Consider the following 22,133-nt stretch of genomic DNA (forward strand, 5'->3'; position numbering starts at 1 on the left):
CCCGGATGACGGCCCTGCGGGCCGTCGCATCGGCCCTGCGTGGCTTGCCGCGCGGGGCCTTGTCGTTGATCTACCCGCCGACGTGCGCCGGCTGCGGCGGCGCCACCGCCAATCCCGGAGGCCTGTGTTCAGACTGCTGGACCGGCCTGCGTCTCATAGAGGAGCCCCTGTGCCCGCGCTTCGGCACGCCGTCCGCGGTCGATCTCGGGGTCGGGCCTCTGCTCTCCCCCCGCGCCATCGCGGAACCACCGGTCTTCGGACGCGCGCGTGCGGTCGCCCTTTATGATGATGTCGCCCGCCGCCTCGTCCACCGGCTGAAATACGAGGATCGGCTCGACCTGTCCGCCGTGATGGGCCGGATGATGTCTGCGAGCGGCCGGGCCCTCATCGCCGAGGCGGATTGTATCGTCCCTGTGCCGCTGCACCGTTGGCGGCTCTGGCGCCGCCGCTTCAATCAGGCCGCCCTTCTGGGTCGGGTGATCGCCCGGGGCGCCGAGCTTCCGTTCGAGCCATCCACACTGGTCCGGGTGCGGGCAACCCGCTCGCAAGTCGGCCTGAGCCGACCGGCCCGCGCCGAGAACCTGAGCGGTGCCTTCCGTGTGGACGCCGCCCGGGCGCACCTCATCCGCGGCCGGAGGATCCTGTTGATCGACGACGTCATGACCACCGGGGCGACCGGCAACGCCGCGTCCCGGGCCCTGCTGCGCGGCGGGGCGGCGTCCGTAGACGTGCTCACCTTCGCGCTGGTCGGTGACGCAGCCGGATGAGGCGGTTCAGACGGTCGCCCGCTCGCGATGCGGAAAGCTCACCGCCAGAGTGAAGTCGAACGCCTCCGCGATGCTCTCGTGCCAGAGCGAGAACGGCGTCGGCCGGGGGAGATGAAGCGCGCCCTCCGTCTCGGTGCCGGCACGCTGCAGCGCCGCGCCCTGCTTGGCCGCCAGCCGCAGCATCGGTCCGTTCCCGGACAGGCAGCGCACGTGCAGGTCGGCCACGCCGCGATGGCGGGCGGCGCGGGCGATCCGGGCGAACAGGGACGCGCCGATACCCTGACGGCGGTAGGCGCGCTCCACCGCGAAGGCCGCCTCCGCCCGTGGGCCAAGACCGTAGGGCGACGCTCCGAGGGCCATCGGCCGTAGCTCGGCCAGGCCGCGCAGTTCTCCACTCACGAAGGCGCCGTACATCACGCCGTCGGCGGTGAGTGCCTGCGCGGCATAGGCCCGCACGCCGCCCTCACTGACATTGCCCATGAAGCGATTCGCGCGTGCCTCGGGATCGAGCCGCAGGAAGTAGTCGAGGACCGCAACGCGGTCGGCCGGCCAAAGGCGCCGGACCGTGTGGGCCGACACGGCGAGGTGTCGAACGGCCATGGTGGGTCTCCGGTCTCTGCGCGTTGTCGCGCAAGTTGGTCCGGACGTTCCTCCCGAAGGACGAGGCTGATCTCGCATCCCCGAGCTTGTTGTGCAATGCAGCAATATGACTGAGCCCGGTCACGGGAGGCCTGCCATGCGCCGGCTTTCTGGAACGGTTCGCTGCGCCGTGTTCCAGGTTGCCTCGGTGCGCGGGCTTGATTCGCGTCGAGCTTGCGCGGCACAGGGATGCGGCCCCGGCGGGAACGGTCGACCGGGGGCGGGGGGTGCCGGGTCCGGCGCCGTATCGTGTTTCAGGGGACCGGTGGCGTGAGCGAGCAATCCGGGATGCAACACGCGCCATCCGCGGAGGCGCGGGCCAGCGCCGTGTCGCCCGGCCCGGTCCATGACCGCTACGAGGCGCTGGTCGGCACCGGCGCCATCGAGCGGGATCCCGCCCAGGCGCAACTGGTGCGCGCCCTCGACCGGCTGATCCAGGATCTCGGACGCCGCAAGCGCGCCAACAAGACCAGCGCGCTGGGCTGGCTATTCCGGCGCAAGGACGAGGCTCCCGCTCCCAAGGGGCTCTACATCTGGGGCTCAGTGGGCCGCGGCAAGACCATGCTGATGGACCTGTTCCACGAGGCAGCGCCGGGACCCAAGCGGCGGGTCCACTTCCACGGGTTCCTGGCCGACGCGCACGCGCGCATCCACGCTTACCGACAGGCGCTGAAAGCCGGCACCGTGAAGGGCGACGACCCGATCGGACCCGTCGCCGACCAGCTCGCCGACGAGGCGACCCTGTTGTGCTTCGACGAGTTCACGGTGACCGACATCGCCGACGCGATGATCCTGGGGCGCCTGTTCGGCCACCTGTTCCGGCGCGGCGTGATCGTGGTGGCGACCTCCAACGTCGAGCCCGACCGGCTCTACGAGGGCGGCCTCAACCGGGCTCTGTTCCTGCCATTCATAGCGACGCTGAAAGAGCAGGTGGACGTGGTGCGGCTCGATTCCCGAACCGATTTCCGGCTGGAGAAGCTCGGCGGCGCCGCCGTCTATCACGTGCCGGCGGATGCGGCCGCCCGGGCAGCCCTGGACGCCGCGTTCAAGGGGCTCACCGGCAAGGCGCGAGGCCGCACCGCGACGATCCAGGTCCAGGGTCGAGACGTCGCGATCCCCGAGGAGGCCAACGGCGTCGCGCGCTTCGGCTTCGACGATCTCTGCCGGCAGCCGCTCGGCGCCTCCGACTACATGGCCCTGGCGCGGGCCTTCCACACGGTGATCCTCGACGGGATCCCGGTGCTCGGGGAGGCCGAGCGCAACGAGGCGAAGCGCTTCATAACCCTTGTGGACACCCTCTACGACCGGCACGTGAAGCTCGTGGCCTCGGCGGCGGCCGAGGCGCAGGACCTCTACACGGCGGAGACCGGGCGCGAGGCGTTCGAGTTCGACCGAACCGTCTCCCGGCTGATCGAGATGCGCTCGCGGGAATACCTTGCCCTGCCGCACGGACGGGCCGATTCCGAGGCCTCGGGTGCCAGCACCGGGCTGGTGGAGACATGAGCCGACCGGGAGTCGGCTCGATCTTCCGCCTGCGTCGGCCGAACTGGCGTGGAGCCGGTCCGCTCGGGCCGCTCCTCGGCTCGCCGGCCGCCTTCGTCCTGCTGGTCGTCGCGCTCGCGGCGGGCACGGCCAACTACATCGCCGGTGAGGCCGACCGGGGCGCCACCGCGCAGGCCAACGCCACGATCACGGGGGTCGAGCGCCTGCTCTCCGAGGTCAAGGACCTGGAGACCGGCGAGCGCGGCTTCGTGCTGGTCGGCAGCGAGGATTACCTGACGCCCTACACCCTCGCGCTCGGCAAGCTCGAGACCGAGCTCGCCGCCCTTGGGGCGACCGCGCAGGAGCCGGTCCGACGCGGCGGCCCGTCGCTTGCCGGGCTCGTGGCTCAGAAGCGCGATTTCGCCACCCGGGTGGTCGCGGCGCGCCGGGACCGGGGCTTCGACGCGGCCACCGACCTCGTGCGCACCGGCGAGGGCAAGCAGCTGATGGACGCGATCCGCGCGGAGGCGACGTCCCGCCAGGCGATCACGGCCCAGCACCTCGACGAGGTGCAGACCCGGGAGCGCTGGCGCGGACTGATCCTGTTCCTGCTTTCGGGGGCGGCCGCGCTCGGCGCGATCGTGTTGCTCGCCCGCCTCGCCCTGGTGCGGCGGCAGGAATCGTTGCGCATGTCGCGGCTGCTCGATGGGGTGCTGGCCAACGCCCCCGTGGGCCTCGGATTCCTCGACCGCGACCTGAAGATCCGTCACATGAACCGGGCGCTCGCCACCATGAGCGAGCGCGGCTTCGGGGCCGATCTCGGGGCGCCGATCTGGGCGATGCTGCCGACGCTGCAGGAGGCGCTGGCGCCCAAGCTCGCGGCGGCGCTCAAAGAGGGCCTGGTCTCGCCCAACGTGCCGGTGGCGATCCCGACACCCTCGGCGCCCGGGGGCGTCCGTCAGTTCTCGATGAGCTTCTACCCCCTGCGCGGCGAGGCGACCGGGCCCGATAGCGGGCAGGACGTCGAGGGCGTGGGCTTGGTCGTGGTCGACGACACGATCCGCCACCTCGCGGAGGTGCGGACGAAGCGCAGCGAAGAGCGCTTCCGCTCGCTGATCGAGGCCAGCGCGGCGATCGTGTGGACCGCGAACCCGGAGGGCAGCCTGCACCGGCGCCAGATCGCCTGGAGCCGCTTCACCGGCCAGGACGAGACCGCCTATGCCGGCCTCGGCTTCCTCGACGTGATTCATCCCGACGACCGCGCCCACACCCAGGCCGACTGGTCCCGCGCGGTGACCACCCTGCAGCCCTACGCCACCGAGCACCGGATGCGCGCACGCTCGGGCGCATACCGGCACATGAGCGTGCGCGCCGTGCCGATCCTCGAAGCGGACGGCACGCTGCGGGAATGGGTCGGCACCCACACCGACATCACCGAGCGCAAGGAAGCGGAGGCCGCCATCGAGGCGGCGCGGGCTGCGGCCGAAGCCGCCAACGAAGCCAAGAGCCAGTTCCTGGCCAACATGAGCCACGAGCTGCGCACGCCGCTCTCGGCGGTGATCGGCTATTCCGAGATGGTCCAGGAGGAGCTCGAAGATCTGGGCGAGGCCGCCCTGATCGCCGACATGAAGAAGATCGAATCCAACGCCCGGCACCTGCTCGGCCTGATCAACGACGTGCTCGACATCTCCAAGATCGAGGCCGACCGGGTGGAGATCTACGCGGAGGATTTCGACGTCGCCGAGGTGGTCCACGACGTCGCCGCCACCGTCGAGGGGCTGATCGCCAAGAAGGGCAACACGCTCACGCTTGACCTGGCGGCGGATGTCGGCACGGCGCACACCGACGTGACCAAGCTGCGCCAGTGCCTGATCAACCTCCTCAGCAACGCCGCGAAGTTCACCGAGAACGGCCGGATCACGCTCGGGGTCGCCCGCACCACGGAGGCCCTCCGCTTCACGATCGCGGATACCGGCATCGGCATGAGCGCGGAGCAGGTCGGGCGCCTGTTCGAGCGCTTCACCCAGGCCGACGCCTCGACCACCCGCCGCTTCGGCGGTACCGGCCTCGGATTGTCGATCACCCGGGCTTTCTCGGAAATGCTCGGCGGCGCCATCGTGGTGGAGAGCCGGGAAGGGGAGGGCACCGTCTTCACGCTGACCCTGCCGGCGCAGTTCCAGGGCCCGGAGGCCGAACATGCGAACGCGGCCGGCGCAGGCGTCGGCGACCGCCGGACCATTCTGGTGGTGGACGACGATGCCGCGACCCGCGACCTGCTCGCCCGCTTCCTGGAGCGCGAGGGGTTTTCCGTGGCTGTGGCGGAGGACGGGCGCCGGGGCCTCGAACGCGCCCGCGCCCTGCGCCCCCGGGCGGTGCTACTCGACGTGACCATGCCGCAGATGGACGGCTGGGCGGTGCTACGGGCCCTACGGGCGGATCCCGAGATCGGCGCGACGCCGATCGTGATGGTCACGGTACTGGACGAGCAGAACCTCGCCTTCTCGCTCGGCGCCACCGACTATCTTCAGAAGCCGATCGACTGGGGCAGCCTGCGGCAGGTCATCGACCGCTTCCGGCCGGTGACCGTGGACGGCCCGATCCTGGTGGTCGAGGACGAGGCGGACGTGCGTGCCCATCTCTGCGCCTATCTCGGCCGCGAGGGCTTTCCCGTGGTCGAGGCCGAGAACGGCCTGCGCGCTCTAGACACCTTAGAGGCGGAGCGCCCCTGCCTGGTGCTGCTCGACCTGATGATGCCGGAGATGGACGGCTTCGGTTTCCTGCGGGCCATGCGCGCCCGGGCCGACTGGCGCGACATCCCCGTGGTCGTCCTCACCGCCAAGGACATCACCGCCGAAGACCGCCGCCGCCTCGCCGGCCAGGCCGACCGCGTGCTCGCGAAGGGAACGACCGGACTGAGCGAGCTCGCCCGCGAGTTGCGGGCACTGATGCCGGGGCACACCGAGGTCGCCTGACCCGCACATCGTCCCGAGCAGGACGATGTGCGGTTGGGATTGTCGGTCTCCCTTCTGATCAGAAGCCCCGGAACGCCATCACCAGCGCCCCTACCGCGATGCCCCACAGGGCGAGCGTCGACCAGATCGCACGTCGGCGCTCGTTGCGGGCGAAGCGCTCCAGGCGCTGGGCGTCGCCCGTCCCGCTCTCGTCGAGGCGGATCAGCACGCGCTTGAGCCGCGTCGCGAGGTCAGGGATGTCGCCGACCACGTCGGAGAGCACACGCAGGGCTTCGAAGCCGCTCTGAGCACGCCCGAGCGGGCCTGCATTCTTGGCGATCCAGCTGCGCACCACCGGCTCGGCCGTGGTCCACATGTCGAGGCGCGGATCCAGGGAGCGGGCCACGCCCTCGACAACCACCATGGTCTTCTGGAGCATCACCAGTTCGGTGCGGGTGCTCATGTCGAACAGGGCGGTGATGTCGAACAGCAGGGTCAGCACCTTGGCCATCGAGATCTCGTCGGCCCGGCGCTGGTGGATCGGCTCGCCGATCGCCCGGATCGCCTGCGCGAAATCCTCGACGGAATGATGCGCCGGCACGTAGCCGGCCTCGAAATGTACCTTCGCCACCCGGCGGTAATCACGCAGGATGAATCCCAGCAGGATCTCGGCCAGGAACCGCCGCTCGTTCAGGCCGAGCCGGCCCATGATGCCGAAATCCACCGCCACCAGCCGGCCCTCGGCGTCGACCAGCAAATTTCCCTGGTGCATGTCGGCGTGGAAGAAGCCGTCGCGAATCGCCTGGCGCAGAAAACTCTGGATCACCGTGCGCCCGATCGCCTGCGGATCGTGGCCGGCCGCGACGAGATCGGCCGCGCTGTGCAGGCGCACGCCCTCGATCCACTCGGCCGACAGCACCTCCCGGGCGGTCAGCTCCCATTCGGGCTTGGGCACCCGAAAATCGAGGTCGTCCCGGGTATTCTCCGCGATCTCCGAGGCGGCGGCCGCCTCCAGGCGGAAATCCATCTCCATCAGCACCGAGCGGGCGAGGATCTCGACCACCTCGCGCGGGCGCAGCCGCTCGGCCTGCGGAGAGAGGGCGTGCACCACCCGGGCCATGAACCGCATGACTTCGAGGTCGCGCATGAAGCGCTCGCGCACGCCCGGGCGCATCACCTTCACGGCTAGCGCCCGCTGCGTGCCGTCGGCATCCTGCACGACGGCCTTGTGGACCTGCGCGATCGAGGCGGCGGCGATCGGCTCGCTGAACGACACGAACAGCGCGTGAACCGGCTTGCCCAACGCCATCTCGACCACCTTCAGGGCGGTCGCCTGGGGGAACGGCGGTACCCGGTCCTGCAAGCGTTCCAAGTCCGAGGCCGCCTGCATGCCGACGATATCGGGGCGGGTCGCCAGGAACTGGCCGAACTTCACGTAGGACGGACCGAGCCGTGTCAGGGCCGACGACAGGCCGGCGGCGCCGTCATCCAGACCCCGGCGCTCCAGGGACCGTCCGAGCTTCAGGGCGAAGCGCAGGTGGGCCGGCAGTTCGGACGGGTCGGCGAGGGCGAGCGCCCCCTCCCGGGCCAGGACGAAACCGACCCGGGCACCGCGGAACAGGTTGATCGCGGCGCCGATCATGGACGCACCGAGACCTTCCCGCCCCCCAATGCAGGGGTGGGAATCAGATCGCGCTCGACGGCCAAGATCAGGAGACCTTCCAGCCGGAATGGATCGCCACGATCCCGCCCGAGAGCGGCCGGTCCGTGACGTGGCGGAAGCCGGCGCGCTCGATCATGCCGCTGAACGCACCCCGGCTCGGGAACTTCCGGATCGATTCGACCAGGTACCGGTAGGATTCGGCATCGCCGGCGACCCGGGCACCGATCCGCGGGATCACGTGAAAGGAATAGGCGTCGTAGATCCTGTCGAGCAGCGGGATGTCGACGGCGGAGAATTCGAGGCACAGGAACCGGCCGCCGGGCTTCAACACGCGGCGCGCCTCGGCGAGGGCAGTCTCGATCCGCGGCACGTTCCGGATGCCGAACGCGATCGTGTAAGCGTCGAAGGCGGCGTCCGGCAGCGGCAGCGTCTCGGCGTTGCCGGTGACGAAGGCGATCCGGTCGCCCGCGCCCTCGACCTTCTCCCGGGCCCGCTCGGCGCCGACGCGCAGCATCGATTCGTTGATGTCGAGCACCGTGACCCGCGTCTTCGGCCCGCCCGCGGCCAGGACCCGGAACGCGACGTCACCGGTGCCGCCGGCGACGTCGAGATGCGCGAACGGCCGGCCCTGCGGCGGCCGCAGCATCGACACGAGCTGCGCCTTCCAGGCCCGGTGCAGGCCCGCCGACATCAGGTCGTTCATGACGTCGTAGCGGCGGGCGACCGAGTGAAAGACGCTGTCGACGCGCCCCTGCTTCTCGTCGAGCGACACGCGCTCGAAACCGAAATCTGCGCCTTCGCGCTCCGTCGCCCCGTCCCCGGCCTTCATGACGCTCCCGTTCCTCACGTCCGCGCGTCTTAGCGAAGGCCGCGCCCATCCGCCATGCGTCCTATGACGCGGACGGAGCCAGATCCTCAGCCGACGCGGGCACGCAGGGCGTCCGCCACGGCGTTCGCCATGGCGCGTGTGCCTATCGCGTTGGTGCCCTCGCCGGCGATATCGGCGGTACGGCCCCCCCCGGCCAACGCGTCCATGACGGCGCCGTCCAGCGCGTCCGCGGCCTCGCCGAGGCCGAACGAGTAGCGCAGGCACATGGTCAGCGAGCCGATCATGGCGATCGGGTTCGCCTTGTCCTGCCCGGCGATGTCCGGTGCCGAGCCGTGGCACGGCTCGTAGAGCGCCCGGCGCACGCCGCTTTCATCCACCGCGCCCAGCGACGCCGAGGGCAGCATGCCCAGCGAGCCGGTGAGCATCGCGGCGAGGTCGGACAACACGTCGCCGAACAGGTTGTCGGTCACGAGCACGTCGAACTGCTTCGGCCTGCGTACCAGCTGCATGGCGCAGTTGTCGGCCAGGATGTGCTCCAGCTCGATGTCGGCGTAGTGCTCGGCATGAACCTTGGTGACGACCTCCTTCCAGAGAACGCCGGACTTCATGACGTTGTGCTTCTCGGCCGAGGCCACCCGGCCGGAACGCTTGCCCGCCAGATCGAAGGCGACCTTGGCGATCCGCTCGATCTCGCCCGTCGTGTAGACCTGGGTGTCGACCGCCCGCTTCGAGCCGTCCTCCAGGATGGTGATCTCCTTGGGCTCCCCGAAATAGACGCCGCCGGTCAGCTCGCGGACGATCATGATGTCGAGGCCCTCGACCAGCTCGCGCTTGAGCGCGGAGGCATCGGCGAGCGCCGGGTAGCAGATCGCCGGCCGCAGGTTGGCGAACAGCTCCAGATCCTTGCGCAGCCGCAGCAGGCCGGCCTCGGGACGATTCTCGTAGGACACGCCCGCCCATTTCGGACCGCCGACCGCACCGAGCAGGATCGCGTCCGCCGCCCTGGCGCGCGCCAGCGTCTCGTCCGAGAGCGGGCTGCCGTGGGCATCGAGGGCGCAACCGCCGACGAGATCGGTCTCGGTCTCGAACGTGGCGAGGCCGGTCTCCTTCAGGGCGCCGAGCACGACCTGCATGCCGGCCGCGACCTCCGGGCCGATCCCGTCGCCGGGCAGGAGCAGGAGCTTGTAGCTGGCCATGGCGGTCTCGCGGGTTCTCTCTCGACGTGCCGGCGGGCTTTATCCAGGGCGGACCGCGCTTGGCAAGGCGGCGGGCAAGGGCGGCCCTTGTGTTTCCGGCACGCGGGGGCTACCTCTGCGGCCCTTCGCGCGGATGCCGCTTCACGCCGTCCGCGACTCACCCGGGAGAGACGAGCCTTGGCCAGAGCCGGCTCAGCGTCCGAGACCGCCCACGCCGCTTCGTCGGCGTTGCGGTTGCGCGCGCCTGGTGCCCGGCTTCGTCTTCCGCTTCTGCTTACCCGCCCCTGAGGGCCGTCCGGGCGCGCGCGCCTGGGCCTTCAGGGGATTTTCGGAACTCGCGAACCTCAGCCCCTCCCGGGGCACCACGCCGCTCCGCGCAATATGCCGGGCGGCCCGCGACAGGGTAAAGCCATGACCACCACCAGCACCACCGCCGCCCGCGAACGCATCGTCATCTTCGACACCACCTTGCGCGACGGTGAGCAGTGCCCCGGCGCCACCATGACCCATGACGAGAAGCTGGCGGTCGCCGAGCTCCTCGACACGATGGGCGTCGACATCATTGAGGCGGGCTTCCCGATCGCCTCGATCGGCGACTTCGAGGCTGTGTCGGAGATCGCCCGGCGCACCAAGCGCGCCACCATCGCGGGCTTAGCCCGCGCGATTCCCGCCGACATCGCCCGGGCCGGCGAGGCGGTGCGGCACGCCAAGCGCGGACGGATCCACACCTTTGTGTCGACCTCGCCGATCCATCTCGCGCACCAGATGCGCAAGACCCAGGACGAGGTGCTGGAGATCATCCTCAAGACCGTGGCTCAAGCGCGCGACCTCGTCGAGGACGTGGAATGGTCGGCCATGGACGCGACCCGCACGCCGATCGACTACCTGTGCCGGTGCGTCGAGGCCGCGATCAACGCCGGCGCCACCACGATCAACCTGCCCGACACAGTGGGCTACGCCACGCCGTCCGAGTACCGCGACATGTTCGCGGCGGTGCGCGAGCGGGTGCCGAACGCCGACCAAGCGGTGTTCTCGGTCCATTGCCACAATGACCTCGGCCTCGCGATCGCCAACTCGCTCGCCGGCATCGAGGGCGGCGCCCGGCAAGTCGAGTGCACGATCAATGGGATCGGCGAGCGGGCCGGCAACGCCGCGCTCGAGGAGATCGTGATGGCGCTGCGCACCCGCGCCGACGTGCTGCCCTACGAGACCGGAATCGAATCGACCATGCTGACCCGCGCTTCCAAGCTGGTGAGCCACGCCACCAACTTCCCGGTGCAGTTCAACAAGGCGATCGTCGGCCGCAACGCCTTCGCGCACGAGAGCGGCATCCACCAGGACGGCATGCTCAAGAACGCCGAGACCTACGAGATCATGACGCCGGCCTCGGTCGGCCTGAGCAAGACCGCGTTGGTGATGGGTAAGCACTCGGGGCGGGCGGCGTTCCGCTCCAAGCTCGACGACCTCGGCCTACACCTGTCCGACAACCAGTTCCAGGACGCGTTCGAGCGGTTCAAGGCGTTGGCCGACCGCAAGAAGCACGTCTACGACGAGGATATCGAGGCCCTGGTCGACGAGAACCTCGCCACCGCCCATGACCGGATCCGCCTGGTCTCGCTCTCGGTCATCGCCGGCACGCGGGGCCCCCAGCGCGCCACCCTGCGCATCGCCGACGAGGACGGCACCCGGATCGAGGAAGCCGATGGCAACGGACCGGTGGACGCGGTGTTCAACGCGATCACCGCCCTGGTGCCGCACAAGGCCGAACTGGAGCTGTACCAGGTGCAGGCGGTCTCCGGCGGCACGGACGCCCAGGCCGAGGTCTCGGTACGCCTGCGCGACGGCGACCGCAGCGTCACCGCCCGGGGTGCCGACCCGGACACGCTGGTGGCGTCCGCGAAGGCTTATCTCTCGGCCCTGAACAAGCTCGCGGCCCACGCCGTGCGGGTTCATGCACAGCACGCGGCAGCAGAATAGCAAAAAACCCGCATCCGGGGGTGGACAGCCCCCGGATGCGTTGGTATCAGCCCGCCACCCCGGACGGACTTGGTGGCCACCGGGGCGGGTCGCAGACGCGATCGGGCGCATAGCTCAGTTGGTAGAGCAGCTGACTCTTAATCAGCGGGTCCTAGGTTCGAACCCTAGTGCGCCCACCAAGACTTCCCGGAACGGTCCTCACAGTCTCATTCGTAGGATCGACGCCGCACAGGCGGCGCGGGGCCGTGGCGGCTTTGCATCGTCGTGCCGCAACCCACGCACAACGAAAACAATTCTTTGGCGACAGAGCTGAAGACAATTTGTTCTGCCTGTGCAATTTCGGGTTTAGAACTATCTCCGCCTGAAGATGGTCTGGCTTTCGCATATCGCGGGCTGAACTCGGAGATTTGTCGGTTGGTTCGTTTCGCCTCGATTGTCGCCGCGGCAGGAGCAGGCGCCCTGGCGTGGTGCGGACCCGCTTCGGCGGCGCCGGAGATCACCCTCGCGGCGATCGCGACGGGCCGGCTCTACATCGTCGGAACTACGGAGCGTCCGCATGTGCCGGTGGTGCTGGAGGACAAGTTCCGCACCGAGTCGGACGAGAAGGGCAGGTTCCAGTACGAACTCGTCTATCATCCGAGCCGGTGCATCGTGTCGGCGACCATCGACGGCAAGACTGTAGAGGCGGTCGTCAGCAATTGCGGCCAGACCTGCGAGGCCGCACCGCAGCCCGCGGCGGCCGCCGCTGCTGCGCGGGCGCTACCGGCCGGGCAGGCGGCGCCTTCGGTGGCCGGGAGCGCGGCTCAGCCGCCGCGAGGGGCGCCGAACAACCGGTCCGCCGTCGCGCCGCCGTCGAACCCCAGCGCCGCGCCGACTGGAACGCCCGATGCCGCGCCGAAGAACGTCCAGATCGCTCGGCCACCGAGGCCACCGCAACGGCCTGCCGTGCGGACGCCGCCGCAGGCCAGGACCGTCCAACCGGCCAAGCCGGCGCGCAAGCCCAGGCCGGCGCAGCGGCCAGCCCCCGACGATGCCGGACCACCGATTGCGGATTGATGGATCGCGGCGCCGCGATCGCAACTCGAACGGGGCCAGAGCCCGTCCCGTCAGCGCCGCCGTCAGCGCCGCGCCCCCCCCTGCCACTGTCTGATAACGGCCAGCCTTGAGACCGATATCAACCGACATACCGCGATAGGTTGGATAACGGCATCGTCCTGGAACGCTGCCGAAAGCCGCACGGCGCACAGGTCGATGCGGCGCGACTTTTTAACTCATACAAATAAGATATTTTAATCGTTTTTAATCATGCTTCGCTGATCAGATTAATGTTTACATTTTTGTGACCAAAACACATCTATATAGTCTAAGAACGGGAATGCAGCGAATCAACCCTAATTTGTCAGGTTGATTATAAAACCTACCATTTCTGTTTGCGATGATGGATAATCCGACAATCCTCGATGAGGGCTACCGGATCGATCTGCGCATCAATGAAAACCATTTTCTCGGCGGTCGGCGATCAATCGAATACAAATTTCAATCTCTGGAGAGATTTCGCCACGAGCCGCTTGATGCCGGCCGAACTGTATCGGGTAGACGATGGCCACTTCCGCGGCCTTTTTGAAGGGACAGATCTCGGCTCGCTGCTGATCACCCGCTCGACGTCCAGTGCCGTAAGGGTGGAATCGACCCCGGCCACGCTCCGGCGAAGCCACAAGCGGGATACCCTCGCCGTCACGGTCAAGCTGTCCGGAACGTCGATGTGCGAGCAGTTCGGGCGCCAGGCCGTGCTGCAGCCCGGCGAAATCACCGTCCTGGATCGGGCAAGCCCGTCCGTCCGCCAGACGTCCGGATCGTCCCGATCCCTGCTCCTGGAAATCCCCCGGGACTGATTGGAGAACCTGCTCGGTGATGCCCGTCACTTCACGGCCCTGACCATCGGAGAGCATCTCGGCAGCGCGCGCCTCGTGACGACGTTCCTCGACACGTTGCTCCAACTCGAGAACGTGCTCACGGCCGACGTCGCCCAGCGGATGTCGGCCATCGTCGTGGACCTGATCGCGGCCAGCATCGCTGAGCGCCTGGCCAAGGAGGTGCCCCGGCCACTGCACGGCACCGTCGTGGTCCAGCGGGCCAAAGCCCATGTCGAGGCCAACCTCGGTGACCTGACCCTGGACCCGCCCCAGCTCGCGGCGATCGTCGGCGTTTCGCTGCGCCGCCTTCAGGAACTGTTCCACGAGCACGGGCAGCACATCTCCGATTGGATCTGGCAGCGCCGGCTGGAGGCCGCTGCCAAGCGCCTGGCCGACCCGGGGTGTCGACATCTGTCCCTCGGCACCCTGGCCTATGGCTGCGGCTTCGCCAGCCAGGCGCATTTCTCCCGGCGGTTCAGGGATCGATACGGGATGGCACCGAGCGCGTTCCGGCATCTGGCCGATCCTGGCATCCCGAAACGGTGATCCGGCCGCGCAGGGCTGGCTTCTCAACCGCAGATCGGTCGGTCGTCGATGACCCCGCGGATCCCGCACCGGGCCTCATCGTAACTCCAAGTGCAGAGCAATCAGCGGTTGTTAAGATCTGTTGGTTAAGCATTCGCGGCTGCAGCTTGCGCAATGTTCCTATTCCGCTGCATTTCGAGGGTGCCGTGACGCTGCAATCTGTCTCCATCCGCACGAAATTGATTGTGGCGTTCGCCACTCTGACCGTTTTCGTGGTCGGCCTGGGCATACTCGGGCTCGTGAGCACGCAAAAGCTGCGCGATCAGACCGTCGCCATCGAAACGAACTGGCTGCCGAGCATCAGGACGCTCAGCGAGATCAACACGCTGACGGCCCGGAGCAGTGGGCTTCTCCTGCGTCACACGCAGGCGACTGATCCGGCGCTGCTGGCCACCATCGAGAAGGACATTGGCAGCTTCGACAGATCCGTGGACGACAAGGCCAAGTTCTATCGCACCCTGATCAGCTCACCCGAAGAGCAGGCATTGGACGCGATGCTGAGCCGTGCATCGGACGCCTTCCGGGCTGTCCGGGACCAGGTGCTGGCCCTATCGCGCCGGGGCGACAAGGCGCAGGCCTACGCACTCTACGAGACGAACGGGCTCGCGCCCCGTCGTGCCGTCTCCACCGCGCTCGAGAAGCTGATCGCCCTCAACAACGAAGGCGCCAGCGCCGCTGAGGCCCAGGGTCTGACAGTCTTCGAGGAGACCCGCACGGTGACCCTGATCGCGATCGGGCTCGCCCTGATTCTTTCGGTGCTGTCGGGGGCGGTGATCGTCCTGGGGGTCACGCGCGGCATCCAGTCCGTGGTGCAGCCGATGCAGGCCCTGATCGCCGGCGACCTGTCGGTCACGATCCCGCACCAGGGCGCCCGGACCGAGGTCGGCACGATCGCGGACGCCGTGCAGGTCTTCAAGGACGGGCTGATCCAGATGAAGGCCTTGGAGGCCGAGACGGCCGAGGCCCGGCTCGCCGCCGAGGCGCAGCGCAAGACCGGCATGCGCCAGATGGCCGAAACCTTCGAGCAGGCGGTCGGCGGCATCATCGGCCTGGTCTCGGCCTCCGCCACCGAGCTTCAGGCAACCGCGGAGGCGATGTCGGCCATGGCCGGCCAGACCTCGGCGCAGTCCGGCGCGGTGGCGGCCGCGGCCGAGGAGGCCGCCAGCAACGTCAACACCGTGGCGGCGGCCGCCGAGGAGCTCGGCTCGTCGGTCCAGGAGATCGGCCGCCAGGTCGACGGCTCGGCCAGCCTGGCGCAGCGCGCCGTCAGCGAGGCGGATCAGACCGCCGTCCTGGTGCAGGAGCTCAGTACGGCGGCGGCCCGGGTGGGCGACGTGGTCGGCTTGATCTCGTCGATCGCCGGGCAGACCAACCTGCTGGCCTTGAACGCCACCATCGAGGCGGCCCGGGCCGGCGCCGCCGGACGCGGCTTCGCCGTCGTCGCCTCCGAGGTGAAGGCGCTGGCCGAGCAGACCGCCAAGGCCACCGAGGAGATCTCGGGTCAGATCGCCCGTATCCAGGCTTCCACCGGCCAGGCCGTCACGGCGATCGGTTCGATCGCAATGCGGATCCAGGAGATCAGCGGCGTGACGACCTCGATCGCCGCCGCCGTGGAACAGCAGGGCGCGGCGACCCAGGAGATCGTTCGCAACGTCAGCCAGGCCGCGATGGGGACCGGGGCGGTGACCAGCAACATCACCGGCGTCGCCAGCGCCGCGGAGGAGACCGGATCGGCGGCGAGCGAGGTCCTGGGCGCGGCATCGGAACTCTCGCGCCAGTCCGAGCACCTCTCAGCCGAGGTGGGCCGCTTCCTCGCCACCGTGCGCGCGGCCTGAACGAACGGCGGGGCCGCCAGGATCGCAGGCCGGATGCGCGCAGTCCGATCCGGTGCGCGCGTCGGCCCCAGCGAAGTCTTGCGTTCCCAGCAACGATCGGTTGACCACGTCGACAGCCAGCCGCTCGTCCCGGAGGGCGCCAGAGCCAGATTGCGGACTTCGCTCAGCGGCTACGCGGATCCCGCAATGGTCAAGGTCTTGGCGTTCCTGGCCGCGCTGGGATCGGTCGCCTGCGGCTTGCTGATCGTCCGGGACCTGCTCCATTTGCTGACGTTGCAGCAGAACCCGACCGGAGCACGCGTCGCGACGTTGCTGGCGGTTTTCGCGGTCGGCTCGAGCCTGGGCGCGGCCGCGAGCCTGCTTCACCGCAATCGCTGAACCATATGCGGGCGAACCCGATCACGGCCCAGGTGTGCCGAAGCACGTCCGCCTGGAAAGCTTAGGCATACATCAGGGTCACACCGCGAACACAGTCGCGGACCTGATGGAGACTTTCAATGCCCCTTGCATTCCGCCTCACCATTGCCGCCGCCGCGACGATCGCCACCGTTGCGATCCTGGCCGGCTCGTACGTGCAGGCCTTGAGCCTCGCCCTGCCGAACCACTTCGTCTGATGCTAATCGGACCCGGCGACGGAACGCCCAGCAACCCGGCGCTCCGTTGCCCCTGCCAGCCCAAAACCCCTGTGCGGGGAGGCAAGCGATGCATGCCATCCTGATAGCCATGCTCGACGGCGCGACCTGGGTCGCCGACACGCTCGATACGCTTCTCGACGATGCCGTCATCGGCTTCGGAGCCGCAGCTCCGTTCGCGGCACGCGGCGAGGACGAGTCCATGGAGCCGGTTCCGCCAAGACCCTGACGCACTAGCTGTAACAGCGGCTCCGCGGACAACCGGGTCAGCGACGCCGCGCCTCATTGCAACGCGCGATTACGACGACCGCGTGCGCCCAACGTCTTCAGTTTGCCGATCGGACGCCGGATCCGACGCCTCGTGATCGGGGATCCGATACCCCCGCGCCCAGGTGCGGTGCTCGTTCGAACCTTCGGGATAGGGATTGGCCGAAAGCGGCTCTCCGCGGTCTCGCGCGTGGCGCCCCTCATCGCTGATCGCGGTTGGCGACCGGCTAAATAGCGTCACGATGCAGTCCTCCCGGTCATGGATTCTTCCCACGCCACGTAACGGGAGCTCCGGGACGACGAGGCCGGGATCATCGTACGATTGCGGGCGGCTGCGCCTCAGAGCGCGCGCCCGATCCCGTGACCCGCCACACCGTGCCGCCGGCATCGTCCGCGATGAGCAGGGCACCCTGGCCGTCGATCGCCAGCCCGACCGGTCGGCCGCGCGCTTGCTTGTCCGCGTTGAGGAAGCCGGTGACCACGTCCTGAGCCTTGCCGGCGGGCTTTCCGTTCTCGAACGGGACGTAGACCACCTTGTAGCCGTTCAACGGATCGCGGTTCCAGCTGCCGTGCTCGCCGACGAACGCCCCGCTCCGGTAGGCCTGGGGCAGGCCCGTTCCGGTGGCGAATGCCATCCCCAGCGGGGCGACGTGCGAACTCAGCGCGTAATCGGGCATGATCGCCTGGGCGACCAGGTCGGGGCGCTGCGGCATCACCCGTGGATCGAGATGGCTGCCCCAGTAGCTGTACGGCCAGCCGTAGAAGCCGCCGTCCTTTACCGAGGTCATGTAATCAGGGACCAAGTCGGGACCGAGTTCGTCGCGCTCGTTGACCACGCACCACAGCGTCTTCGTCTGCGGCTCGAAGGTGAGACCGTTGGGGTTGCGCAAGCCGGTCGCGTAGAGCCGGTGGGCGCCCGTGGCGCGGTCGATCTCCCAGATCGCGGCCCTGTCCTTCTCCTCGTCGATGCCGTTCTCCGTGATGTTGCTGTTCGAGCCGACGCCGGCATAGAGCTTGGTGCCGTCCGGGCTGGCGGTCAGGCTCTTGGTCCAGTGATGGTTGATCCGGCCCGCCGGCAGCTCGGTGAGCTTGACGCCGGGCTCGGTGATCTGGGTCGTGCCGGCCGTGTACGGGAAGCGCATCACCGCATCGGTGTTGGCGACGTAGAGCGCGTCGTCGACGAGCACCATGCCGAAGGGCGCGTTCTGCTTGTCGAGCAGGACGGTCCGCGTCTCCGCCACGCCGTCTCCGTCGGTATCGCGCAGCAGGGTGATGCGCTGGCCCGCTTCGCCGGCGGGATGGGACAGGCTCTCCAGCCAGCCCATGACGATCTCCTTCGGCCGGTTGATCGGCGGCGTCGGGCCTCCGCTCTCGGCCACCAGGACATCGCCGTTGGGCAGGACGAGGAGCGAGCGCGGGCCTTTCAGGCCGGTCGCCAGAGCCTTCACCTGCAGACCCGCTGCGACTTGCGGAACCTCACCGTCCTTCCAGCCCACCGACCGGGATACGTGCATCGGCGGCAACAGGTACTGGTGCAGGTCTGGCAGGGGCGGATTCGGGCCGACCTGGGTCTGGGGATCGATAGGATCCGGTCCGCAAGCCGACAGCGGCAGCAGCGCGGCTGCGGCGAGGAGATAGCGTTTCCGGCTCATGCTCGTGTTCCCGGCCGCACGCCCACGCGATGGCGATGGATCAAGTCCGCGCCGCTCCAGCCCGTCACCAGCAGGACCACGACCACGGTTCCGGAGAGCGCCAAGCCGGTCGGCACCACCGAGGTGTAGGCGTCCCGGCTGTGCACGAACACGTTGACGATCGACAGAGCGAGTACGAGGACGTTGCCGACCGCATGGATCCAAGCCGGTCGCAGGCGCCGGATCGACCGGCTGCCGAGGAAATCGATCACGCCGGCGAGGCCCGCGAACACCGAGGCGATCAATCCGATACTCAACAGCCAGGCCGAGAAATTCGCCCATTGCATGTTGGCGGTCGCCCAATAAGCGATATCGGTGACAAAGGTGCCGACGAAGCAGACGATCGGGATCGGCACAAGCATCGGGTGAATGGGATGCCCGGCGATGCTGGCAGTCGAGCGCGGGAAGTTCTCCGACACACGCATCCTCGTCATGAAATCGCATTCTGCACTGCGGGTCCTACCGCGCGTCGAGGTAAAGGTTCCGCCTGCGCGCCATCTGGTCGCCCGGGGGCTGCATCGCTCGCCGAACCGCCTGAGTCAGCCTCCAGCGGCATCGGATGGGCGCGTGCGTCCGCGCACCGTCGGGAACCCTGATCTGTGTCGTTTTCTAAAATCATCGGCCGGCACCACTATTGCCGAGTCTGAGCAGCATCGCCATTTCTTGTCTCATTCGCGGACAAGCGGCGAAAAGCAGTCCAGGATTGAGCCAATGGCCGCTGCCACAGTAGAGAAGCCACTCGACGTTGGTGGCCCGATCAGCCGGAGAGCCGCCGCGCTCGCCAACGTGAAATGGTTTCGGGCTCTGGCCTGTCGCGTGATGCGCGAAGGCGGGCCGCAGGCGACGCTACGCGCGGCCAACGCCAGGGCAGCGGCCCGCATCATTTTGCGCCAGGCCAAGCGGGACGCGCTGGTCAACCGGATGGCGCGTGAGGCGCTGCAAGCGGATCGGGTGACGCACTAGATCGGGCGCCTATCTGCCTGCACCATGCTTGACGGCAATCTCGAAGCATCCGCTGCGATAAATCGCCGGGATCAGCTAGAAGAACCGGGGCCGCCGGCCAGCTCGTACCGCCGGCAGCCCCGTCAGACGCTCAGCGCTTGAACTTGCCGTCGTACTTGAACTCCGGCGCGGACTTCAGCTGCTCTTTGGTCGCGCCGATGATCGCCTTCCACTTCTTCGCGTCGGCATCGTAGCCCAGGGCCACGGAGGCCGGGGAGACGGCGACGTAATGCTCGCCCATGCCGAGGAAGCCGCCGACCGAGACGATGTAGCCGACGACCTTCTCGTTGTGGATCGCGATGTCCTTGATCTCACCGACGGTGTTGTTCTGCGCGTCGGTGATGTTGAGGCCGATCAGGTTGTAGCTCAGCACCGCATCCTGCGGCACGCTCTCGAACTTGGGGGCCGCCGTCGGGGGCGTGGTATTCGCCGCGAGGGCGGGTCCGGCGAGGGCAGCAGCGGCGAGGGTAGCGAGGACGAGGCGGCGCATCGAGATCTCCAGCGGCCCGGGATGGGCGCGGGGAAAGGGCCTGCCTGCACGCATCGTTCCGCGAGATCGCAGAAATGTTAATCACCGGAACATGGAACCATGGGGCCCTATCGCCCGGTCAGCGCGCGTGTCCTGCCGCGCGGCCGGTACAGTTCGGCCGAGCCAGACCGAACCGTCCCTATCTGAGCACGCGCAGCAAGTGCATGTCCCGGCGGATCAAGACCGAGGGGACAGTCGTGGCACGATCCGGGCAAGCATCGACGGCGTTGACCAACCCAGGCACCGGGCGAAACCTGGCCTCGGCAAAACCGGGCGCGTGGATCGACGGACTGGTCGGCGTCGCGATCTTCAGCGGCTCCCTGGTGGCGACCCGGCTGGCGCTCACCGGCATGGACGCGCTGTTCCTCAGCGCCGCGCGGGCGGCCCTGGCCGGGCTCGCGGGGGCAGCCGCGTTGCTTGTCCTGCGGGAGACCTGGCCCCGCCGGAGCGACATGGGGGCGCTCGCCATCGTGGCGGCTGGTGTCGTAGTCGGGTTCCCGCTCCTGACGGCGCTCGCCCTGCGCACCGTCAACGCGGCCCACGGGACGGTCTTCGTCGGATTGCTGCCGCTCTCCACCGCCCTGTTCGGAGCCTTGCGGTCGGGCGAGCGCCCCTCGTCGGCGTTCTGGATACTGTCGATCCTGGGCGCCCTCGTGACGGTGGGGTTCGCGGCGCGCGGGCTCGACGGGCCGCCGGGTCCCGGCGACGCCTTCATGCTGGCGGCGATCCTGGTTTGCGGCCTCGGCTATGCGGAGGGCGGAAAGCTGGCACGGCGGCTCGGCGGCTGGCAGGTGATCGCCTGGGCCACCGTCCTGTCTCTGCCGCTCTCCCTGCCGCTGGCGCTGGTCTTGAGCCCTGCACATCCCGGCGCGATCCCGCTGCCGGCCTGGGTCGGCCTGGGTTACGTCGCCTTGTTCAGCATGTTCATCGGGTTCGTGTTCTGGTACCGGGCGCTGGCCCGGGGCGGCATCGCGGCGATCGGGCAGCTCCAGCTTCTGCAGCCGTTCATGGGGCTGGGGGTGGCCGCACTGGTCCTGGGCGAGCGGATCGAGCCCGCGATGATCGGGGCGGCCCTCGCAGTCGCGGTTTGCGTGGCCCTGGCGCGGCGTATGGCCTGAACAGACCGCTCAGCCGGACTTCGCCACCACCTCGATGTCCCGGTCCAGCCCGCTCTCGACTTTGAACTCGCGGGTGTAGACCTGCCCGTCATGCCGGGCGATCAGCACGTAGTCGCCCTCGGCGAGGGTCACCTGCGGGAATGCGCCGATCGCCTCGCGTATGGTGTCGCCGCCGGGGGTGAGGACCGAGAAGGCGGTGCCGGCATAGGCCTCGGCCCCGAAGGCTGCGACCAGCTTGAGGGTGACGGTGGCGGCGCGGTGATTAAGCGTCGCCTCGGTGACCTTGCCGTTCTCGACCCGCAGGTCGGCGCGCTGGATCGCGTTGGACTCCCCGTAGGTCGAGACCACGTGATACGTGCCCTCGGGCAGTCGCAGGATCTCCCCGGCCTTGATGCCGGAGCGTACGAGGCGGCCCTCGGAATTGGTCCCCACCGGCACGAACACCGAGAACACGACCTGGGCGGGCGGGATCTTCTGGTCGCCCACGGCCCCAGCGAGCTTCAGTGCGCCGGCCGCGACCCGGAGGGTGTCGGTGGCCGGCTGTCCGCCCATCACGATGCGCTTCGAGGCGCTGGCGAAGCCGTACGTGACGGTCGCCACGTAGGCGCCCGGGGGCAGGGTGAAGTTCGGCTCGGCCTCGGTGGAGCGGCCCACGATCGAAGGCCGGGTGCCGTCGCCGCGATCCTCATAGATGCGCCAAGCCAGGCCCTTGCGCAGCGGCACCCCGGCTCCGGACAGCAGCGCCGACAGCGACAGCTGCGCCTCGGGCTCGGCCGGTGGCATGTTGGGCGGCAGGGTCGGGCTGGTGATCGACGGGGATGGCAGGGGATCGCCGAGGCGGTTCTGGAACACGCCCTGCTGCGCGCGCGCATCCGCGGGCAAGAGGGAGGGCGAGAGAATTGCCAACGCCATCGCGGCAAGCCTCGTGCGCATCCGTTGAATCCTCATCCAGTCCCAGTCCGGTTCCGCCTGTGCCTCGGGACCATGGCGGCGGCAAGGCCGCACGGTCTTCCCCCGGGTGCCCCTGCGTGCCACATCCGGGTCCCGATTCATCCGC

Annotated in this window: 21 protein-coding genes and 1 tRNA gene; 13 read left to right on the plus strand and 9 right to left on the minus strand. The window is 68.8% G+C overall.

Annotated elements, in window-relative coordinates; genetic code table 11:
* Positions 1–5 precede the first annotated feature (5 nt).
* Positions 6–767 (plus strand): ComF family protein, encoded by a 762-nt coding sequence (locus ACYQPG_RS11580; RefSeq protein ID WP_461230983.1) that lies wholly within the window; start codon positions 6–8, stop codon positions 765–767.
* A 6-nt stretch (positions 768–773) separates the two neighbouring features.
* Here ACYQPG_RS11580 and ACYQPG_RS11585 read toward each other — a convergent pair whose 3' ends face one another.
* Entirely contained in the window at positions 774–1,367 is a 594-nt protein-coding gene (locus tag ACYQPG_RS11585; protein WP_461230984.1) for a GNAT family N-acetyltransferase, read from the minus strand.
* A 327-nt stretch (positions 1,368–1,694) separates the two neighbouring features.
* Between ACYQPG_RS11585 and zapE the strand changes: the two genes are divergently transcribed.
* Both zapE and ACYQPG_RS11595 read left to right on the plus strand, forming a co-directional pair.
* Positions 1,695–2,909, plus strand: a complete 1,215-nt coding sequence (gene zapE / locus ACYQPG_RS11590; RefSeq protein ID WP_461232458.1) for a cell division protein ZapE — start codon at positions 1,695–1,697, stop codon at positions 2,907–2,909.
* Positions 2,906–5,860 carry a response regulator gene (locus ACYQPG_RS11595; protein ID WP_147937723.1) on the plus strand — a complete coding sequence of 985 codons (2,955 nt, stop codon included), beginning with the start codon at positions 2,906–2,908 and terminating at the stop codon, positions 5,858–5,860. The genes zapE and ACYQPG_RS11595 overlap by 4 nt, the downstream gene beginning before the upstream one ends.
* A gap of 58 nt (positions 5,861–5,918) precedes the next feature.
* Here the strand turns inward: ACYQPG_RS11595 and ubiB are convergent, their stop codons facing one another.
* From ubiB to leuB, 3 genes are all read right to left on the minus strand, one after another.
* On the minus strand, positions 5,919–7,481 hold the full coding sequence (gene ubiB, locus ACYQPG_RS11600) for a 2-polyprenylphenol 6-hydroxylase (protein WP_461230985.1): 1,563 nt from the start codon (positions 7,479–7,481) through the stop codon (positions 5,919–5,921).
* A gap of 67 nt (positions 7,482–7,548) precedes the next feature.
* The gene (ubiE, locus tag ACYQPG_RS11605) at positions 7,549–8,331 is read right to left on the minus strand and encodes a bifunctional demethylmenaquinone methyltransferase/2-methoxy-6-polyprenyl-1,4-benzoquinol methylase UbiE (protein ID WP_147853575.1); all 783 of its coding nucleotides are present in this window, start codon (positions 8,329–8,331) and stop codon (positions 7,549–7,551) included.
* A gap of 86 nt (positions 8,332–8,417) precedes the next feature.
* Positions 8,418–9,527 (minus strand): 3-isopropylmalate dehydrogenase, encoded by a 1,110-nt coding sequence (leuB, locus tag ACYQPG_RS11610; protein WP_461230986.1) that lies wholly within the window; start codon positions 9,525–9,527, stop codon positions 8,418–8,420.
* Positions 9,528–9,938: 411 nt separating this feature from the next.
* Between leuB and ACYQPG_RS11615 the strand changes: the two genes are divergently transcribed.
* The 8 genes from ACYQPG_RS11615 to ACYQPG_RS11650 all read left to right on the plus strand — a co-directional run bounded on the left by ACYQPG_RS11615 (position 9,939) and on the right by ACYQPG_RS11650 (position 16,698).
* Positions 9,939–11,504, plus strand: coding sequence for a 2-isopropylmalate synthase (locus tag ACYQPG_RS11615; RefSeq protein ID WP_461230987.1), 1,566 nt, complete (start codon positions 9,939–9,941; stop codon positions 11,502–11,504).
* A 103-nt stretch (positions 11,505–11,607) separates the two neighbouring features.
* Positions 11,608–11,683: transfer RNA gene (locus ACYQPG_RS11620), tRNA-Lys, on the plus strand.
* 235 nt (positions 11,684–11,918) lie between these two features.
* Positions 11,919–12,560 (plus strand): hypothetical protein, encoded by a 642-nt coding sequence (locus ACYQPG_RS11625; protein WP_461230988.1) that lies wholly within the window; start codon positions 11,919–11,921, stop codon positions 12,558–12,560.
* Positions 12,561–12,994: 434 nt separating this feature from the next.
* Positions 12,995–13,396 (plus strand): AraC-like ligand-binding domain-containing protein, encoded by a 402-nt coding sequence (locus tag ACYQPG_RS11630; RefSeq protein ID WP_461230989.1) that lies wholly within the window; start codon positions 12,995–12,997, stop codon positions 13,394–13,396.
* Positions 13,397–13,963, plus strand: a complete 567-nt coding sequence (locus ACYQPG_RS11635; protein WP_461230991.1) for a helix-turn-helix transcriptional regulator — start codon at positions 13,397–13,399, stop codon at positions 13,961–13,963. It begins immediately after the preceding gene.
* 185 nt (positions 13,964–14,148) lie between these two features.
* Positions 14,149–15,837, plus strand: a complete 1,689-nt coding sequence (locus ACYQPG_RS11640) for a methyl-accepting chemotaxis protein (protein WP_461230992.1) — start codon at positions 14,149–14,151, stop codon at positions 15,835–15,837.
* Positions 15,838–15,870: 33 nt separating this feature from the next.
* Entirely contained in the window at positions 15,871–16,215 is a 345-nt protein-coding gene (locus tag ACYQPG_RS11645) for a hypothetical protein (protein ID WP_461230993.1), read from the plus strand.
* 324 nt (positions 16,216–16,539) lie between these two features.
* On the plus strand, positions 16,540–16,698 hold the full coding sequence (locus ACYQPG_RS11650; protein ID WP_187193564.1) for a hypothetical protein: 159 nt from the start codon (positions 16,540–16,542) through the stop codon (positions 16,696–16,698).
* Positions 16,699–16,767: 69 nt separating this feature from the next.
* On the opposite strand, the gene ACYQPG_RS11655 is transcribed toward ACYQPG_RS11650, so the two are convergent.
* The 3 genes from ACYQPG_RS11655 to ACYQPG_RS11665 are packed head-to-tail and all read right to left on the minus strand — an operon-like array spanning position 16,768 to position 18,861.
* Positions 16,768–17,124 carry a ribosome modulation factor gene (locus tag ACYQPG_RS11655; protein ID WP_461230994.1) on the minus strand — a complete coding sequence of 119 codons (357 nt, stop codon included), beginning with the start codon at positions 17,122–17,124 and terminating at the stop codon, positions 16,768–16,770.
* Positions 17,048–18,388 (minus strand): PQQ-dependent sugar dehydrogenase, encoded by a 1,341-nt coding sequence (locus tag ACYQPG_RS11660; protein WP_461230995.1) that lies wholly within the window; start codon positions 18,386–18,388, stop codon positions 17,048–17,050. Before ACYQPG_RS11660 ends, ACYQPG_RS11655 begins: the two co-directional genes overlap by 77 nt.
* Positions 18,385–18,861 (minus strand): DUF2231 domain-containing protein, encoded by a 477-nt coding sequence (locus ACYQPG_RS11665; protein ID WP_461230996.1) that lies wholly within the window; start codon positions 18,859–18,861, stop codon positions 18,385–18,387. Before ACYQPG_RS11665 ends, ACYQPG_RS11660 begins: the two co-directional genes overlap by 4 nt.
* 133 nt (positions 18,862–18,994) lie before the next feature.
* Between ACYQPG_RS11665 and ACYQPG_RS11670 the strand changes: the two genes are divergently transcribed.
* On the plus strand, positions 18,995–19,390 hold the full coding sequence (locus ACYQPG_RS11670) for a hypothetical protein (RefSeq protein WP_246692229.1): 396 nt from the start codon (positions 18,995–18,997) through the stop codon (positions 19,388–19,390).
* A 130-nt stretch (positions 19,391–19,520) separates the two neighbouring features.
* Here ACYQPG_RS11670 and ACYQPG_RS11675 read toward each other — a convergent pair whose 3' ends face one another.
* A complete protein-coding gene (locus ACYQPG_RS11675; protein ID WP_461230997.1) occupies positions 19,521–19,919 on the minus strand; it encodes a PRC-barrel domain-containing protein in 399 nt (132 codons plus the stop codon).
* A gap of 266 nt (positions 19,920–20,185) precedes the next feature.
* On the opposite strand from ACYQPG_RS11675, the gene ACYQPG_RS11680 reads away from it, so the two are divergent.
* Positions 20,186–21,076 carry a DMT family transporter gene (locus tag ACYQPG_RS11680; protein WP_461230998.1) on the plus strand — a complete coding sequence of 297 codons (891 nt, stop codon included), beginning with the start codon at positions 20,186–20,188 and terminating at the stop codon, positions 21,074–21,076.
* 9 nt (positions 21,077–21,085) lie between these two features.
* On the opposite strand, the gene ACYQPG_RS11685 is transcribed toward ACYQPG_RS11680, so the two are convergent.
* Positions 21,086–22,009: a hypothetical protein gene (locus tag ACYQPG_RS11685; protein WP_147906104.1), complete on the minus strand. Its 924-nt coding sequence runs from the start codon at positions 22,007–22,009 to the stop codon at positions 21,086–21,088.
* Between the last annotated feature and the right edge of the window lie 124 nt (positions 22,010–22,133).

Source organism: Methylobacterium sp. CM6246 (assembly GCF_054818005.1).

Coding starts and splice junctions, on each gene's coding strand:
- ACYQPG_RS11645 (WP_461230993.1), top strand. CDS start 15,871: ATGCGCGCAGTCCGATCCGGTGCGCGCGTCGGCCCCAGCGAAGTCTTG.
- ACYQPG_RS11685 (WP_147906104.1), bottom strand. CDS start 22,009: ATGCGCACGAGGCTTGCCGCGATGGCGTTGGCAATTCTCTCGCCCTCC.
- ACYQPG_RS11580 (WP_461230983.1), top strand. CDS start 6: ATGACGGCCCTGCGGGCCGTCGCATCGGCCCTGCGTGGCTTGCCGCGC.
- ACYQPG_RS11595 (WP_147937723.1), top strand. CDS start 2,906: ATGAGCCGACCGGGAGTCGGCTCGATCTTCCGCCTGCGTCGGCCGAAC.
- ACYQPG_RS11630 (WP_461230989.1), top strand. CDS start 12,995: ATGAAAACCATTTTCTCGGCGGTCGGCGATCAATCGAATACAAATTTC.
- ACYQPG_RS11615 (WP_461230987.1), top strand. CDS start 9,939: ATGACCACCACCAGCACCACCGCCGCCCGCGAACGCATCGTCATCTTC.
- ACYQPG_RS11650 (WP_187193564.1), top strand. CDS start 16,540: ATGCATGCCATCCTGATAGCCATGCTCGACGGCGCGACCTGGGTCGCC.
- ubiB (WP_461230985.1), bottom strand. CDS start 7,481: ATGATCGGCGCCGCGATCAACCTGTTCCGCGGTGCCCGGGTCGGTTTC.
- ACYQPG_RS11675 (WP_461230997.1), bottom strand. CDS start 19,919: ATGCGCCGCCTCGTCCTCGCTACCCTCGCCGCTGCTGCCCTCGCCGGA.
- ACYQPG_RS11660 (WP_461230995.1), bottom strand. CDS start 18,388: ATGAGCCGGAAACGCTATCTCCTCGCCGCAGCCGCGCTGCTGCCGCTG.
- zapE (WP_461232458.1), top strand. CDS start 1,695: ATGCAACACGCGCCATCCGCGGAGGCGCGGGCCAGCGCCGTGTCGCCC.
- ACYQPG_RS11585 (WP_461230984.1), bottom strand. CDS start 1,367: ATGGCCGTTCGACACCTCGCCGTGTCGGCCCACACGGTCCGGCGCCTT.
- leuB (WP_461230986.1), bottom strand. CDS start 9,527: ATGGCCAGCTACAAGCTCCTGCTCCTGCCCGGCGACGGGATCGGCCCG.
- ACYQPG_RS11665 (WP_461230996.1), bottom strand. CDS start 18,861: ATGACGAGGATGCGTGTGTCGGAGAACTTCCCGCGCTCGACTGCCAGC.
- ACYQPG_RS11655 (WP_461230994.1), bottom strand. CDS start 17,124: ATGCCGGCGGCACGGTGTGGCGGGTCACGGGATCGGGCGCGCGCTCTG.
- ubiE (WP_147853575.1), bottom strand. CDS start 8,331: ATGAAGGCCGGGGACGGGGCGACGGAGCGCGAAGGCGCAGATTTCGGT.